Genomic DNA, 15496 nt, shown 5'->3' with positions numbered 1-15496 from the left:
TAGGAGAAAATGATGAGGATTTTACATCTGAATGCAGGAGCAGAAACTGGGGGAGGAATGTTTCATATTCTTCAGTTATTAGAAGGTTTTGAGCAAGCAGAAGTAATATTAGGATTGTTTGAAAGAGGATTAATGTATGAAAAGGCATTGGAAAAGGGCATACAAGTTGAGCTTTTCCAGCAATCATCGAGAACAGACTTTATGGTTGTAAACAAAATTATCTCTTTTATTGATTCAAACAATATAGATATTATTCATACACATGGTCCTAGGGCGAACTTTTACGGCTATTATATTAAGAAAAAAAGACCTCTGTGTAAATGGGTAACTACTCTTCATAGTAATCCGGAACTTGATTTCATGGGGAGAGGATTAGCAGGGAAGGTATTTACTAACCTTCATCTATGGTCTCTAAAGAAGCCAGACCATTTCTTGGCGATATCAAAAAAATTCAAAGAAATATTAGTAGATAGAAACATTAGTGCTGATAAAATAACGGTAATCTATAATGGAATTGATTTCAATGATTCTCAGTCCGTTCATAAAGTAGCCCGAGAAGAACTTGGGTTAAACGCAAAAGATTTTGTGGTTATTATGGTTGCAAGATTTGATCCAGTTAAAGGCCATAAAGAAGTACTTCAAGTAATGAAAACACTGACCATGAAAAATAAACATATAAAACTCCTATTAGTTGGTGATGGTCAGATAGAAAATGAAATAAAAAATCAAGTTGCCACTAATGGATTAAATGATTGCATAAAATTTCTAGGTTTCAGAACCGATGTACCTTCATTATACAATGTTGCGGATATTGCTTTATTGGCTTCATATAGTGAAAGTTTCCCGCTTGTACTTTTAGAAGCAGCAAGAGAAAAAATACCAGCAATAACCACAGACGTTGGAGGGGTACGAGATTTAATTCCGTCAAATGACTATGGCTGGGTTGTACCAGTGAAGGACAATGAGGCGCTAGGGAAGTCTATTGAAAAGGCAATTGAATTGAAAGATAAGAATCAATTATCTAACGTAGGTAATAATATTTATCAAAGAGCATCTAAATTATTCACAGTTGAAAAGTTTCGAGAAAGCGTTTATAAAGCTTACGAAAAAGTTTTGAACAAAAACTAAACATGATGAAGAAGGCTTTGCTAAGGATTCCTAGCAAAGCCTTTTTAGGGAACGACTATATTGACAAAATACTATTTTTTGTGGTAATTAAAAATTAGCACTCGTTACAGGAGAGTGCTAAAATTCCCGTTTTCTTTGAGAGGAGAGTTATTGATGGAAAAAATGCAGTTTCAGGCAGAATCAAAAAGATTGCTGGATATGATGATTCATTCCATTTATTCGCAGAAGGAGATTTTTCTGCGAGAACTGATTTCCAATGCCAGTGATGCAATCGACAAAATTTACTACAAAGCATTAACGGATGATACGTTAACTTTCAATAAAGACGATTATTTCATTAAAGTGACGGCTGACAAAGAGGCGCGTACTTTAACAATCGAAGACACAGGAATCGGGATGACGAAGGAAGACCTTGCTGAACATCTTGGAACGATTGCGAAAAGCGGCTCCTTAGCATTCAAATCGGACAATGAGATCAAAGACGGCTATGACATTATCGGCCAATTTGGTGTCGGCTTCTATTCTTCTTTCATGGTGGCCGATGAAGTAACGGTTATCAGTAAAGCGGTCGGCAGCGAGCAAGCCTACAAATGGCACTCAGCCGGTGCGGACGGCTACACAATTGAGCTGTGCGAGAAAGACGGCAACGGCACAATCATCACATTAAAAATTAAAGAAAACACAGAGGATGAGAACTACGACGAGTATTTAGAAGAATACCGTCTGAAATCAATTATCAAAAAATACTCGGACTTCATTCGCTACCCAATCAAAATGGATGTGACGTCGAGACGATTGAAAGAAGGAAGCGAAGACGAGTACGAGCAATATACAGAAGAGCAAACAATCAACAGCATGGTTCCAATCTGGAGAAAGAACAAAAGTGAACTGACAGATGAGGATTACGAGCAGTTTTATCACGAGAAGCATTACGGCTTCGATAAACCGATCAAGCATCTTCACACTAAAGTTGATGGCTCTGTTCGCTACAATGCAATTCTTTACATTCCGGAAAGCATTCCGTTCGACTACTATTCAAAGGAATTCGAAAAAGGTTTGGAGCTATACTCTAACGGCGTCCTAATCATGGAGAAATGCCCAGATTTGCTTCCAGACTACTTCAGTTTCGTAAAAGGTATGGTTGACTCTGAGGATCTATCGCTTAATATTTCACGTGAAATTTTACAGCAAGACAAGCAGCTGAAATTCATTGCGAAAAACATTAAGAACAAAATCAAAAAAGAGCTTGAGCACATGTTGAAAACAGAACGTGAGAACTACGATACGTTCTACAAATCGTTCGGCCGACAATTGAAATTCGGCGCGTACGATAACTTTGGCCAAGATAAAGATGTGCTTCAAGACTTGCTGATGTTCTACTCTTCAAAAGAGAAAAAACAAGTGACGCTTGATGAATATGTTTCAAGAATGCCTGAGGATCAAAAATACATTTACTACGCGACGGGCGAGTCGGTTGAACGAATCGAGAAGCTGCCGCAAACGGAACTTGTTGCCGATAAAGGCTACGAAATCCTGTACTTCACAGACGATATTGATGAGTTTGTTGTGAAAGTGTTGATGAACTACAAGGAAAAAGAATTCAAATCTGTCTCAAGCGGTGACCTTGGCATCGAGGACGATCACAAAGACGAGCAGAAAGAAGAAGACAAAGAGCTGTTCAGCTATATGAAAGACGTGCTGGAGGGCTCCGTGGGCGATGTGCGCGCTTCTAAACGCTTAAAATCACATCCAGTCTGCTTAACAGCTGAAGGCGACGTATCCATAGAAATGGAGAAAATCCTGAACGCGATGCCAAACAACCAAAACGTGAAAGCAAACAAAGTACTTGAAATCAATGCTGATCACGATGTATTCCAATCCATCAAATCAGCATACGAACAAGGCGACAAAGACAAAGTGAAGCTGTTTACACACTTGCTGTACAACCAAGCATTACTTATCGAAGGTCTGCCAATTCAAGACCCTGTTCAATTCACGAACGATATTTGTAAAGTAATGTTGTAATTATAAAAGCCGATCTCTAGCAGTGGAGATCGGCTTTTACATTTAAAACGGCAACTCTGAAAACAATTCTTCCTTCACTTCTGTCATAACAGGTAAATTCGGCACTTTCTTCAGCTTGATGTCCAGCTTGTTTGCCAGGGGCTCTAGCAGTGTATATAGGTTGTGTCGCTGCACATAAATTTCTGAAGGCAATAGTTGTAATTTGTTAATTAAATCCAGTAGGCAATCGGCTACGGTGTGAAGCTCGCTCATTCGGACAATATCTTGATAAATAATCAGTTCCTGCTCGCATTCGACCGCCAGCATCATGAGCGGGAAGAACGGGCGCTGGCCGGGATACTCCTGAATAGGATCGTTCAAGTAAAAATAATCAAATTCAATCGGCGCGTACATTCGGTTCATTTGTTTGCGCATTCTTTGTAAAAATAATTCATTAACCTGAATCTCCGGTACCGGAACTGGTGCCGCTTCTTGTGGATGGACCACGAATATATACTTTTGTAGCTCGGTATCGAAGCGGACCACTTCTTTCCCGTTATAAGCCGGGATAAGCGATCGATGCTCTTTCATTTGCAGGCAAATGTTAATGACTTGCGGAAGAATTTCCGTCAGCAATTCTACCTCTTTTTTATTGAGCCACCATGGATACAGCCCGGGCACATAGCTGCGGAACAGTGGCCATTGTTTTTTGCCGCGATATTTTAATCCCAATGATTTAATCAATTGATAATCTTTTTTTTCAAGCTCATCCCGGTTGGAAAAAGAAATGAATAGGGTGTGCTGTTCAAAAATCATATCGTGGATGGACGGCATCGTATAGAATTTGTCGAGTGCTTTAAGCCCTTGCTGTCCGATATACGTTACGAGCCCGTATTCCTGTTCAGCAGAGCCGAGCACGCTACAATACACATAATCTCCGTCAATCGGATTGTTAAGGGCGAAAACATGCTTATTATCCATCCATTGCCATGGCTTCAATTTCTTTAATTCATCTACCAGTTCAAAGAGCTTAAGCCATTCTGAATGGCTGGCCTCCTCTGAATGCGTCCCGTTTTCCTCAAACAAATTCCGATAAACTTGATTAATCTCGGCGCAAACTCGATCGGAATCAATAGATTCTATGCTCTCTAGCATGCCGAAACTATCTTCTTCCGGGCTTGCCCCGACTGCCATTGTGCATCTCGGGTATAATGCATCTTCCTTACGCTCAATAATCTTCTCTAGCACAATCTCATGCTGCCAATCATCGCCGAAGTCATATATGTATAGACAGTGGTCATTCTTTTTCGTCAGCCAATGCGACACGATTTCCGTACTTTCGTTGAGTTTAGTGTAGTGACTTGTTGGTCCTGCTAGTAAATCATCTATGTCCGGTCCGATTTCAACTCTATTCTTTATTGTTTTTCCATTTGATTGACGGATGAAAAATGTGTGCAAATGGCAATCTTCCCATTCAAAGGCCGCTTGCAGTATGTAATGCAGATCAGTGAATGTCACAGAGCTATCAATCTCGATCCGCCTCCAGACAGGAGCAGGCAAATGTTTTAAGCTCACTCTTAACTGATAAATCATCGGATTCACCCCTTATAATCTTCTTATTACCCTTCATTGTGCCAAACATGCGAGATGCTCAGTCCGGGCTTTGCAATTATATCGTCCGGTACAATGAAACCAACAAAGTGAAAGCGCTTTCTGTTAGTCAAGAGCAATCTGCAAAAATGGCAGTTTGTTACGCAAAATGTACCATGTTACAGCTTGAATTTTCGTGTTTTTAAAGAGAGTTAAGCTATTCCATCTCAAATGCTGCTGTTCTATACTTTAACTATAGCAGAGATGCTCAAATATTCACAATAATACAACGAGGTGGAATTTAACATGACAAAAGACTTTATCGATACTAAAGATTTTACAAAAGAAGAGATTCTTTACTTGATCAATCTTGGATTGGAATTAAAAAAATCAATTAAAAATGGCTACTACCCTCAGCTATTAAAAAATAAAACGTTAGGTATGATCTTCGAGCAATCATCTACTCGCACACGTGTTTCCTTCGAAACTGCGATGACACAACTAGGCGGACATGCGCAATACTTAGCACCAGGTCAAATTCAACTGGGAGGACATGAAACTCTAGGAGATACTGCCCGCGTTCTTTCCAGATTAGTTGACATCTTAATGGCACGCGTTGAACGCCATAATACAATTGTCGAACTAGCAGAAACAGCAACAATCCCGGTTATCAACGGTATGTCTGACTACAATCACCCTACACAAGAATTAGGCGATGCAATTACAATGTTTGAACATCTTCCAGAAGGCAAATCCATTGAGGACTGCAAAATCGTCTTCGTCGGCGATGCTACTCAAGTGTGTGCATCTACTATGTTCATGGCAACAAAACTTGGTATGGATTTCGTTCACTATGGACCAAAAGGCTTCCAATTACGAGAAGAACATCTGAAAATTGCAGAAGAAAATTGCCGCATATCCGGAGGTAGCTATTTAGTGACAGATGATCCTAGTTGCTTAGCTGGAGCAGACTTCATTTACACAGATGTTTGGTATGGCCTATATGAAGCAGAACTTTCAGAAGAAGAGCGCATGGGTATTTTCTATCCGAAATATCAAGTTAATTCAGAAATGATTCGCAAAGCAGCTCCACACGTGAAATTCATGCACTGTCTACCTGCAACTCGCGGCGAAGAAGTTACAGACGAAGTGCTTGATGCAGACTATTCAATCGTTCTTGATGAAGCGGAAAACCGTCTGACTGCGATGCGAGCATTGCTTGTATACTTCTTAAATCCAACTTTACAAGCAGAATTCGTAAAAGAACCGGAACACGAGCTAGTGTACAGCTAAAACTTACATAAATAATGAAGGAGAGGAGGGAAACTGACTCTCCTTTCCCTGCAAAGTAACTGATTGTGCATTAAACAAAGAAAGACCGATGACGTTTTTTCTATTGTCTAACCTTACACTTGCCATGCTTATGGCCTAAGCCACCCCTCCCAAGAAATCAAAAGCGGGTTTCTTGTGCGGAGGCTCTCCGGATGAGGGTCACAGCGATTCTTAGCTGCTGTTTCTTATTGTGATGGTTAGCATGTCTCCTTTTTCATTAATGTAAATTCTTGTTACGAATTCAAAAAATGAAAAAGGAACGGTGACGGTTTTTCTATAAAGGAGTGGGCACGATGAAGAAGAAGAAAAATTTTAGACTATTTGATGCCGTTCTGATGGCTGTTTGCGTTATTCTCGTTGTGGAATCGGCAGCGCCTGCAGCGGCAATTGGTTCTTCACAATTCTTTTGGTGGTTTTTAATGTTAGGACTGTTCTTCCTGCCGTACGGCTTAATTTCTGCTGAATTAGGTACGACCTATAACGACGAGGGCGGTATTTACGATTGGGTTAAACGGGCCTATGGACGTCGTTGGGGAGCGCGTGTTTCCTGGTTATATTGGATTAACTATCCTATTTGGATGGCTAGTTTGGCTGTTCTATTTGTGGAGGTTTTCGAGCAAATCTTTTCGCTTTCTTTAAGTCTTCCTATATCAATCGGCATTCAGCTGCTGTTTGTTTGGTCAGTTGTCCTTGTCAGCTGCTATCCGGTAAGTGACAGCAAGTGGATCTTGAATATTGCCGCATTCTGTAAGGTCGGCATTATGCTTTGCCTTGGCGGCCTCGGTATTTATTTTGCAGCGACAAAAGGGCTGGCGAATGATTTTTCAGGGGCAGCGTTATTACCGAGCTTCGACATATCCAGCTTATCGTTTATTTCTATTATTCTATTTAACTTTTTAGGCTTTGAAGTTGTAACTAGCTTAGCGGGAGATATGGAAAATCCGAAAAAACAAATTCCGCAAGCGATCATTTATGGCGGTCTGCTAATTGCTTTCTTCTATTTATTAGCGGCATTCGGCATGGGAGCGGCTATTCCATCAAGCGAGCTTTCTACATCAGGCGGCCTGGTCGACAGCTTCATTATTATGCTTGGAGGCATCAATCCGTTTGTTATTGCAGTCGGGTTAATGTTCATGTATACATTAGCGGCCAATCTGATTTCATGGGCGCTTGGCGTTAATGACGTAGCGAAATATGCAGCGCGCAATTATGACCTGCCGCAAGCATTTGCAAGAGTCAATCCGAAAAATGATATGCCGGTTGGAGCAAGTATAATTAACGGTTTTGTTGCAACAGCCTTAGTTGTAGTCGGTCCGATGATTCCGAACGAAAATATATTCTGGGCGTTCTTTGCATTGAATGTTGTGGCCTTGCTTGCTTCTTACATTTTAATGTTCCCGGCATTTCTTAAATTGCGCCGTATTGATCCGGACCGCGAAAGACCGTTCAAAGTTCCGGGAAGTCCGCTTATGTTGAAATTGATGACGTATATTCCGGTTGTTTTACTAGTGATTACACTAATTTTCTCAGCGGTTCCTTTAAACGGTTCAGCTGCAGAACTAAGTGAAAAGATTCCGATTTTAATAGGCAGTGTTTTAGCCTTTATCGTCGGTGAAATTTGCATAACAAAAGCTGCTAAACAAGAAGTGATATCAGAAGAAATACAAGAAAAACGACAAGGAGAGATCAAACGATGAGAGTAATAGATAGTACAGCAAAAAAAGATGGATTCAGAATGCCCGGCGAATTTGAAGAACATCAAGGCTGCTATATTTTATGGCCGGAAAGACCGGACAATTGGCGCTTGGGTGCTAAACCGGCACAAAAAGTATTCGTAGATGTAGCGACAGCGATATCGCAATTCGAGCCAGTTACTGTCGGCGTATCTCATAATCAATATATGAATGCTCGTCATATGTTGCCTGATAACATCCGTGTCGTTGAAATCGAGAATGACGATTCTTGGGTACGTGACAGCGGTCCGACATTTGTCGTGAATGATGAAGGTGATATGCGCGGTGTTGACTGGTCATTCAACTCATGGGGCGGCCTGGTCGACGGTCTATATTTCCCTTGGGATAAAGATGAGCAAGTAGCGCAAAAGATTTGCGAAATTGAAATGAAAGACCGTTACGAGCTTCCTGAATTTGTTCTTGAAGGCGGTTCAATTCACGTTGATGGTGAAGGAACGTTGATCACTACAGAAGAATGTCTGCTTTCTGAAGGACGCAATCCACAGCTTTCTAAAGAGCAAATTGAAGAAGTGTTAAAAGAATATTTGAACGTTGAAAAAATCATCTGGCTGAAACGAGGAATCTACTTAGATGAAACGAATGGCCATGTCGACAACATTTTAAACTATGTTGAGCCCGGTGTTGTGGCGCTTGCTTGGACAGATGACGTCAATGACCCGCAATACGAAATCTCAAAAGAATGCTATGATATTTTAAGTGAAGCAACTGATGCGAAAGGACGCAAATTAACAATACATAAAATTCACGTCCCTTCTCCGGTGTTAATTACAAAAGAAGAAAGTGAAGGCGTTGATGCTGTTGAAGGAACACTTCCGCGTATGGAAGGCGATCGCTTAGCGGCAAGCTATATCAATTACTACACAGCAAATGGCGGCGTTATCTTCCCGTTATTTGGAGACGAAAAAGACGAAGAAGCCCGTCAAAAACTTCAGGAATTATATCCTGACCGAGTAGTTGTCGGTGTTCCTGCCAGAGAGATTTTACTTGGAGGCGGCAATATCCACTGCATTACGCAACAAGTGCCAAAAGCATAAATATAAGGAGTGCCGGATCCCGTCCGGCACTTTTTTATTTTTGCAAGAATAAGAAAAACGCATTATGACAGCATTTATATACCTTTCAATCAAACGATTGATTAATGCAATATAGAGAAAATCCCAGTTTTCAATCAATCGATTAATTAAATATTTAGAAACCTCTACCCCAATAAATATTCACAATTCACCAGTAAATTTAAAATTAAATAGACTGCAGATTTAATAGATAGGAATGATCGCTTATGAAAATTGAAGGAACACTTCCGAAGGCGGATGGGTACCGGATGCCGGGAGAGTTTGAAGAGCATGAAGGGTGTTACATCATTTGGCCTGAGAGGACAGATAATTGGCGCTTAGGTGCAAAGCCGGCACAAGCTTGTTTCACAGAGGTTGCAACCGCAATCAGTGCATTTGAACCGGTAACAGTGCTCGTATCAGCACAACAATATGAAAATGCTCGCAGTATGCTTCCGGAACAAATTCGCACAGTGGAAATGTCGAGCAATGACTCCTGGATTCGTGATTTTGGACCGACGTATGTCATCAACGAGGAAGGGAAACTGCGCGGCATAGATTGGCGATTCAATGCATGGGGCGGCCTGTTTGACGGTTTGTACTTTCCTTGGGATAAAGATGATCAAGTTGCGCAAAAGGTATGCTGGCTTGAAAACATCGATTTTTATCATTTAGAGAATTTTATTTTGGAAGGCTGCTCTATCCACGTCGATGGTGAAGGCACATTAATTACGACAGAAGAGTGTTTGCTATCCGAGGGCAGAAACCGTGAATTATCCAAGGAACAAATTGAATCCGTTCTAAAGCAATACTGCAATGTGGAAAAAGTCATTTGGTTAAAGCGCGGCCTTTATTTAGATGAGACAAACGGTCATATCGACAATATTTTGAATTTTGTGAAGCCTGGCGAAGTTATCTTATCATGGTCAGATGACCCGAATGATCCGCATTATAAAATTGCGAGAGAATGTGAATTTATTTTAAAGAATGTAAGCGATGCCAAAAACCGCAGCTTTACAATTCATAAAATCCACTGTCCGAGTCCTGTATTGATTACAAAGGAAGAAAGCGAAGGAGTGGATGCTGTGAATGGAACGTTTCCAAGACAGCCCGGTGATCGTTTGGCAGCAAGCTATGTCAATTATTATACGGCAAATGGTGCAATTATTTTCCCGTTATTTGATGATCCGAAAGATAAAGACGCCCAAGCTTTGCTTGAAAAAGTATACCCGGACCGCCAAGTAATCGGAGTTCAGGCAAGAGAAATTTTGCTTGGTGGCGGCAATATTCACTGTATAACCCAGCACGTTCCGCGTCGGACTAAATAGGGAGGAGACGAGAAATGGACTTTTTCGAAATATCGAGTAAGAGCTTAACAACCTTAACAAAAAATGAGCGTGAGTTATTTGATTTTGTTGTGAAAAATATGGACGCAATCAAAAATAAAAGCATTCGTGAAGTTTCGGCCGAATGCTTCGTTTCGACAACCACTTTTCTTCGCTTCGTTAAAAAGCTCGGATTCGCCGGTTATCGCGAGTTTACAACGGTCATTAAATTTACACTATTCAATAGAACGAAAGAACAAGATCCGTCTCCGTTTGTAGTGAAGCAAATCGATTACCGAGAAGAGTATTTGAAAAATATTATTGAGTCCGTTCGCGTGTTGGAGCCTTCCAAAATGGAGAAGATTGCGCTAAAGCTTGCAAAACGTCCGCGTATCTTCATTTTTGCGAAAGGATTAAGCAAATGCGTAGCGCAATATGTGAAGTACATCTATATGATGAAAGGGTTTCTCGTTGAATTTCCGGAAGACTATCATTATCGGCAAGCAGTTGCTCAGCATGTGACGAAAGACGATCTCGTCATCGTTCTGTCTTATGGAGGACATGATATTGAATTGATTCAGCTTGTGCAGCAAATCAAAGCCAGTAAACAAAGTCCTTACTTGATTTCTGTCACAGGGGCCGACAATAATGTCATTCAAAATTTAAGCGATATTAATTTATACATTTTTACAGATGAAATTGAAATGAATAAACAGGACATCACGTCGCGTATTTCAACAATAGCGATATTAGAGCTTGTTTTATATCAATTTATAGAAGATAGTCAGGAGTACTCGGAGGAAGCAGTAGATTTCAATTAATCGATTGATTGAATTTTTCTCAGCATTAAGTTTCAATCAATCGATTGATTGATGAAAAAAACAGCAATGCCAAGGCTATTTTAAGCCATGGTATTGCTGTTTTACCTCTTAAGAATAATAATTTTTGAAGTTGGAGAGCTGTCTAACCAAAAAGGACCGGTGCCGTTTTCTATTTATAGACTTGTAATGCGACTGCTTTAGCGACAATTTTTCGGATTTTACGATTTTTCGGTACCAGTCTGTAGCATAAGTATGCGGCACCGATTCCTGTTACCGCACCCATCAGCACATCAGCTGGATAGTGAACACCTACCCAAATGCGCGAAAGCCCGACAAGCAAGGCGAGAACAATCCATAAATGCTTGTATTTCTTTTTAAAGAAAAAGAATGTAAAACATACAGTGAAAAAGATGATTGTATGATCACTCGGAAAAGAGTTTCCGATATCTTTTTCTATTAGCTGATTGACACCGGACAGCGAAACGAACGGTTGATAATTAAAATGCAATAAACCGATAATTTTACCGCCAACTTCTGCAATAACGACCGACAGCAGTGATGAAATAACCATCATTCTGTTTTTCTTACTGCGTGTGAACCAATAAAGCAGTAAGGCTGCAATTAAAATATACAATGTGTAGTCGGCGATAAAGATGAAAAAAGGGTTTAGGAAGGTATACTCTTTTCCTAAATTATTGATTGCCTTAAATATTTGTGCATTAGTCTCCATCATCCTAGTAAATTCCCCTTATAAGTTGTCCTTTGTAAATGAATATAGCACCTATTATAGCATTTTCCTGCATGCATATAGATAAGAAAATTTCAGAAGAATAAGAGAAAAAAGAGGGAAATCAATATAAAGTACGATTGTAGGTGAATTTATAATAAAAAAGAGCTAATTTGCTAGTTTTTATGGATTGCTCAATGGAATATATTGTTCTTAACAAAGAACGGGGAGTGCTTCACGTATCGGAAAAATTGCTATAAGTGCCGACGACCGTCATTTTGCAGCATAAGAAAGGGGGATGGATGTGTCCCGTATGCGGAGCGGATTTAAGTGAATTTAAAGCAACAGAAGCGCATATTTGGGGAGAAAGACATATTATTCGACATATAGAACGTAGAAATGTAAAAAAATTCTATATATAATTTTGTTTTATTCATTTTTAACAATTAGTAGCTATAATGCAACTATGAACAAAGATATTAAGTTTTCTTGGCAATCAGTGACAAGAAGTAACATTTTTCTTCTGTGATTAGGCATATAATGGGATGAAGGGAAATTGTCTTTGTCAGGAGAAGAGGATTGACATTAGTGAAAAGCTGCGAAAAATGCAGGTCCTTTACAAAGGGTTATATGGCCTAAGAAAGGCCGTTTTGGAGGAAGGAAAGTGGGTGTTGTTATGGACAATCAAGGGTTAAACCAAGAGTGGTTAAAGCTGATTAAGCAGGCAAAGAAAGCGGGGCTTACGAAAAAAGAAGTCCGTCAGTTTTTGCTTGGAAAAAAGAACGGAGAGGACCTGCAGCCGGAAGTATTGGAAAAGGTTAATTAATTGCTATGTATAAAAAAGATAATAATATTGGATTCAACCCTTAGCGGATCATGTATTGGAAGCGGTACTTGGTTGCTAAGGGTTTTTATTATGGCTGAATTCAATCCTTTTTGAGTTTCCACTTACTGTATTCAATGAATTCTTTAAACTGCTCTTTTGTGACGCCGGACTTCATAGCTTCTTCCACAATCTCGAGCCATTCTTCATCTAAAGGTTCGTCGTGCAATAAGGAATCGACGGACACATTCAGAACGGCTGAAATTTTGTCTAAAAACTGAATGGATGGGTTGCTCTGCAAATTTCTTTCAAGAGAGCTTAAATATGACTTTGCCACTCCGGCTTTTTCTGCAAGCTCTGACATAGACAAATTTCTTTCGAGTCTAATGCGTTTAACACGATCTCCTATCATAAATAATTTCACATCCTAGAAGTAGTTTGCGCGGTCGGCTTAAAGAATATTTCTAAGCATATTTTTTAAAATATTTACAATTTATACTCTTATTTCTATTATAGTAGATTAAATGCATATTCTTAAAGTGTTTTTTACTAAAAACGTGCGAAATTTGTAGAAATACAAAAAATATTGTCTAAAGAAATAGTAGTTGTGTCGAAAGATTTTGGAGACAGGTCGGTTGTGCAGGCAAGCCCCATTGGGCATTTGCCCGGCCTAGAGGATGTCTAACCTTGCACCTGCCATGCTCGAAGGCTTCCTGGATGTAGGTCAAATCGGCGAAGACATGTGGACGTGGCATTTTTAGCGGTTGTTCATTACTTGCCTCACGTCCAAGAAACCAAAATCGGGTTTCTTGGGCGGAGGCTCTCAGGAAGAGAGTCACAGCGACGTTGCTACAGAACGGAGCGTCTTTAGTCGCAGTTCCTTGCTTGCGGGCCGCTTCCGCATTTCGGTTCTCGCATGTCCCCTTTTTTATTGAAGCAACATCGAGGGGCAGAATCAAAACTAAAAAAGGACCGCTACCGATCCTTCATGCACTATAATATATAAATTAGTAACTAGAAGGAAGATTCGTCGTAGTCACCAATTTAAAGTGTACAGTATAAGTGCAACTAGACCTTTGCCTGCGCCTTAGCAGCTTGGCAAAGGCAAGTTTTCTTTATTACCCTAAAGCTTCATCTGTTATTTTCTTTATATCTATGGCTGCCATCATTTCTTCCTCTACCATCTCAGCGAGCACATATTTTAAGAAGTAGTCGACGCACTTCAAGTTAACGCTTTTAATTGCCACTAAAGCATCACGATAAATTTCAATAATGACAGGTTCGGCATTGCCTCGTTGAATTTCTGAAAATGCTTCATATATTTGATCCACTTTATCAGCTACAGCAAGAATTTTCCCTTCAACTGTATCATCCTTGCCTTCTTTCATTTTTTCGCGGTAAAAATCTTTGAATTCATCAGGAATTTCGGTTTCAATGAATTTAGCGGTCATACCTTCTTCAACTTTATGCAGCATCGTGCGCATTTCCGGTGTCCAATACTTAACCGGCGTTTTAATGTCTCCGATAAAAATCTCTGCATAATCGTGATTGATTGCTTTTTCATAAAGCAGCTTCCAGTTGATTTCAGTGCCATTCTGCTCCTCGACTGTACCGAGGAATTGCGCATATACAGTTACTTTGAAAGAATGGCTTGCAACAGTGTGTCTTTCAAACATAAATTCACCCGGACAGCGCTCAATTCTTTCCAGTTTCGTTAAGCTTTTAAAATATGTGTGGATTCCCATTGCAAACACTCCTTTTCAATATTAATATGCCTCCAAATATTTCTTGTCATCATACCGTAACTATGATGACTGTTCAAGGTGAAATTAATGGAATATTCTATAATTCTATTAATTTTCTAATATGGAAATATATTTTTTGCACTCTCGATTTGATTGGTTAATGAGTGCATTGACAAAAAGAAATGGGGATAAGCCATTGGTGAGACTGATAGTGTCTGCAAGTTAGCGATGGAATAGTGGTTTTAATTATAGAAAAAGGATCCTCTCAAGGAGACTCCTTCTCTGTCATTGACATACTGTTGAAATAGTCCATGATTTTAAATCTATTTCTTTCTCTGTGACAAGAGCAGCAGGGAAGATGAAAGTCCATGGTTTTGTAGTATTGGCTACAACTTGTAAATTATCTAATTGGAATCCGCCTTTTGCAATGACCTTTTTAGATGCGTCGTGTATTTCAAGAGGCAGCAGCTGAAGATTAATCGTTTTTGAACTGCCATTGCGGATTAATACTGTTACATGAAGGTCGCCGCTTTCGATTCTGTGTGCCTGCAGACCCATGAAGTTCACTTCACCTTCTTTTGGCGGTGTTAGATCATCAACGATTTTCTTTAATTTTTCTTTGTCTTCTGTACTTAAGCTCGTATTCCAAGACTCTTCCAAGTCAAGCTTATGCTTTTGTTTAATCTCAAAGGCGATTGACCAATCAGTAGTGGAAAATTCTTGTTTTATAATTGAATTTTTAGGGAAAATAAACTGCCAAGGACGGCTGCTTCTTCCGGGTAGCTCACCAAGTTGTGACATATCAAACTCATGACGGGCGATTGGTTGCTGATCTACATCTAGCAACAGCAGTGTCACCTTTTCAAACTTAATCGCTTTGCTTAAGCTATTGCGGACAAAAGCAATAGCCAACAAATCATCGCCCTCGCGGCGCATTTCTGTGCCGGCCAATGAAATTTGGTTCGGCTTCAACGGCGCTAATTCGTTATTCAAGAAACGGTATACATATGTCTGTTCTGCAGAAAGTGCCCAAGAAGCATGCAACGATAAGGCCGTTTCGATATCCTCGTTCACATCAACTTTTTTATGATCGTCTTCCGTATTAATAAGTTCTTTTGAAGAAAAAGCACTATCTTTTCCTTCGTTCTTCATTTTTTTTGACTTTCGGAAAATGGAAAACATAATAATTCCCCCT

13 protein-coding genes are annotated in these 15496 nt (G+C 39.9%); 8 read left to right on the top strand and 5 right to left on the bottom strand.

Annotated features, from left to right (window positions below; genetic code table 11):
* The first annotated feature begins 9 nt into the window (after positions 1–9).
* Together IEO70_RS09105 and htpG are read left to right on the top strand one after the other, a co-directional pair.
* A complete protein-coding gene (locus IEO70_RS09105) occupies positions 10–1128 on the top strand; it encodes a glycosyltransferase family 4 protein (protein ID WP_190998067.1) in 1119 nt (372 codons plus the stop codon).
* Between the two features lie 153 nt (positions 1129–1281).
* Positions 1282–3153 (top strand): molecular chaperone HtpG, encoded by a 1872-nt coding sequence (gene htpG / locus IEO70_RS09100; protein WP_190998066.1) that lies wholly within the window; start codon positions 1282–1284, stop codon positions 3151–3153.
* A gap of 42 nt (positions 3154–3195) precedes the next feature.
* Here the strand turns inward: htpG and IEO70_RS09095 are convergent, their stop codons facing one another.
* On the bottom strand, positions 3196–4725 hold the full coding sequence (locus IEO70_RS09095) for a plasmid pRiA4b ORF-3 family protein (protein WP_190998065.1): 1530 nt from the start codon (positions 4723–4725) through the stop codon (positions 3196–3198).
* Positions 4726–5028: 303 nt separating this feature from the next.
* Here IEO70_RS09095 and ptcA point away from each other — a divergent pair, with 303 nt between their 5' ends.
* The 5 genes from ptcA to IEO70_RS09070 all read left to right on the top strand — a co-directional run bounded on the left by ptcA (position 5029) and on the right by IEO70_RS09070 (position 11006).
* Positions 5029–6015, top strand: coding sequence for a putrescine carbamoyltransferase (gene ptcA, locus IEO70_RS09090; protein ID WP_190998064.1), 987 nt, complete (start codon positions 5029–5031; stop codon positions 6013–6015).
* Between the two features lie 332 nt (positions 6016–6347).
* Positions 6348–7751, top strand: a complete 1404-nt coding sequence (locus IEO70_RS09085; protein ID WP_190998063.1) for an APC family permease — start codon at positions 6348–6350, stop codon at positions 7749–7751.
* Positions 7748–8842, top strand: coding sequence for an agmatine deiminase (gene aguA / locus IEO70_RS09080; RefSeq protein ID WP_190998062.1), 1095 nt, complete (start codon positions 7748–7750; stop codon positions 8840–8842). Before IEO70_RS09085 ends, aguA (IEO70_RS09080) begins: the two co-directional genes overlap by 4 nt.
* A 245-nt stretch (positions 8843–9087) precedes the next feature.
* Positions 9088–10188, top strand: a complete 1101-nt coding sequence (aguA, locus tag IEO70_RS09075) for an agmatine deiminase (protein WP_190998061.1) — start codon at positions 9088–9090, stop codon at positions 10186–10188.
* Positions 10189–10202: 14 nt separating this feature from the next.
* Entirely contained in the window at positions 10203–11006 is an 804-nt protein-coding gene (locus tag IEO70_RS09070) for a MurR/RpiR family transcriptional regulator (RefSeq protein WP_190998060.1), read from the top strand.
* 169 nt (positions 11007–11175) lie between these two features.
* Here IEO70_RS09070 and IEO70_RS09065 read toward each other — a convergent pair whose 3' ends face one another.
* The gene (locus IEO70_RS09065; protein WP_190998059.1) at positions 11176–11739 is read right to left on the bottom strand and encodes an undecaprenyl-diphosphatase; all 564 of its coding nucleotides are present in this window, start codon (positions 11737–11739) and stop codon (positions 11176–11178) included.
* 658 nt (positions 11740–12397) lie between these two features.
* Between IEO70_RS09065 and IEO70_RS09060 the strand changes: the two genes are divergently transcribed.
* Positions 12398–12559: an anti-repressor SinI family protein gene (locus IEO70_RS09060; protein ID WP_328820900.1), complete on the top strand. Its 162-nt coding sequence runs from the start codon at positions 12398–12400 to the stop codon at positions 12557–12559.
* A 100-nt stretch (positions 12560–12659) separates the two neighbouring features.
* Here IEO70_RS09060 and IEO70_RS09055 read toward each other — a convergent pair whose 3' ends face one another.
* From IEO70_RS09055 to IEO70_RS09045, 3 genes are all read right to left on the bottom strand, one after another.
* A complete protein-coding gene (locus IEO70_RS09055; protein WP_190998058.1) occupies positions 12660–12968 on the bottom strand; it encodes a helix-turn-helix domain-containing protein in 309 nt (102 codons plus the stop codon).
* 706 nt (positions 12969–13674) lie between these two features.
* Positions 13675–14301 carry a YfbR-like 5'-deoxynucleotidase gene (locus tag IEO70_RS09050; protein WP_190998057.1) on the bottom strand — a complete coding sequence of 209 codons (627 nt, stop codon included), beginning with the start codon at positions 14299–14301 and terminating at the stop codon, positions 13675–13677.
* A 285-nt stretch (positions 14302–14586) separates the two neighbouring features.
* The gene (locus tag IEO70_RS09045) at positions 14587–15483 is read right to left on the bottom strand and encodes an accessory Sec system S-layer assembly protein (protein ID WP_190998056.1); all 897 of its coding nucleotides are present in this window, start codon (positions 15481–15483) and stop codon (positions 14587–14589) included.
* Positions 15484–15496: the final 13 nt, after the last annotated feature.

Origin of the sequence: Peribacillus faecalis, from assembly GCF_014712675.1 — a bacterium.
Lineage (GTDB): Bacteria > Bacillota > Bacilli > Bacillales > DSM-1321 > Bacillus_AD > Bacillus_AD faecalis.
This window is presented reverse-complemented; position numbering and strand designations above follow the sequence as displayed.

Bases quoted from the DNA above. Each gene is read 5' to 3' on its own strand.
- IEO70_RS09065 (WP_190998059.1), bottom strand. From the start codon at position 11,739: ATGATGGAGACTAATGCACAAATATTTAAGGCAATCAATAATTTAGGA.
- IEO70_RS09055 (WP_190998058.1), bottom strand. From the start codon at position 12,968: ATGATAGGAGATCGTGTTAAACGCATTAGACTCGAAAGAAATTTGTCT.
- IEO70_RS09045 (WP_190998056.1), bottom strand. From the start codon at position 15,483: ATGTTTTCCATTTTCCGAAAGTCAAAAAAAATGAAGAACGAAGGAAAA.
- IEO70_RS09050 (WP_190998057.1), bottom strand. From the start codon at position 14,301: ATGGGAATCCACACATATTTTAAAAGCTTAACGAAACTGGAAAGAATT.
- aguA (WP_190998062.1), top strand. From the start codon at position 7,748: ATGAGAGTAATAGATAGTACAGCAAAAAAAGATGGATTCAGAATGCCC.
- IEO70_RS09070 (WP_190998060.1), top strand. From the start codon at position 10,203: ATGGACTTTTTCGAAATATCGAGTAAGAGCTTAACAACCTTAACAAAA.
- IEO70_RS09085 (WP_190998063.1), top strand. From the start codon at position 6,348: ATGAAGAAGAAGAAAAATTTTAGACTATTTGATGCCGTTCTGATGGCT.
- IEO70_RS09095 (WP_190998065.1), bottom strand. From the start codon at position 4,725: ATGATTTATCAGTTAAGAGTGAGCTTAAAACATTTGCCTGCTCCTGTC.
- IEO70_RS09105 (WP_190998067.1), top strand. From the start codon at position 10: ATGATGAGGATTTTACATCTGAATGCAGGAGCAGAAACTGGGGGAGGA.
- ptcA (WP_190998064.1), top strand. From the start codon at position 5,029: ATGACAAAAGACTTTATCGATACTAAAGATTTTACAAAAGAAGAGATT.
- aguA (WP_190998061.1), top strand. From the start codon at position 9,088: ATGAAAATTGAAGGAACACTTCCGAAGGCGGATGGGTACCGGATGCCG.
- htpG (WP_190998066.1), top strand. From the start codon at position 1,282: ATGGAAAAAATGCAGTTTCAGGCAGAATCAAAAAGATTGCTGGATATG.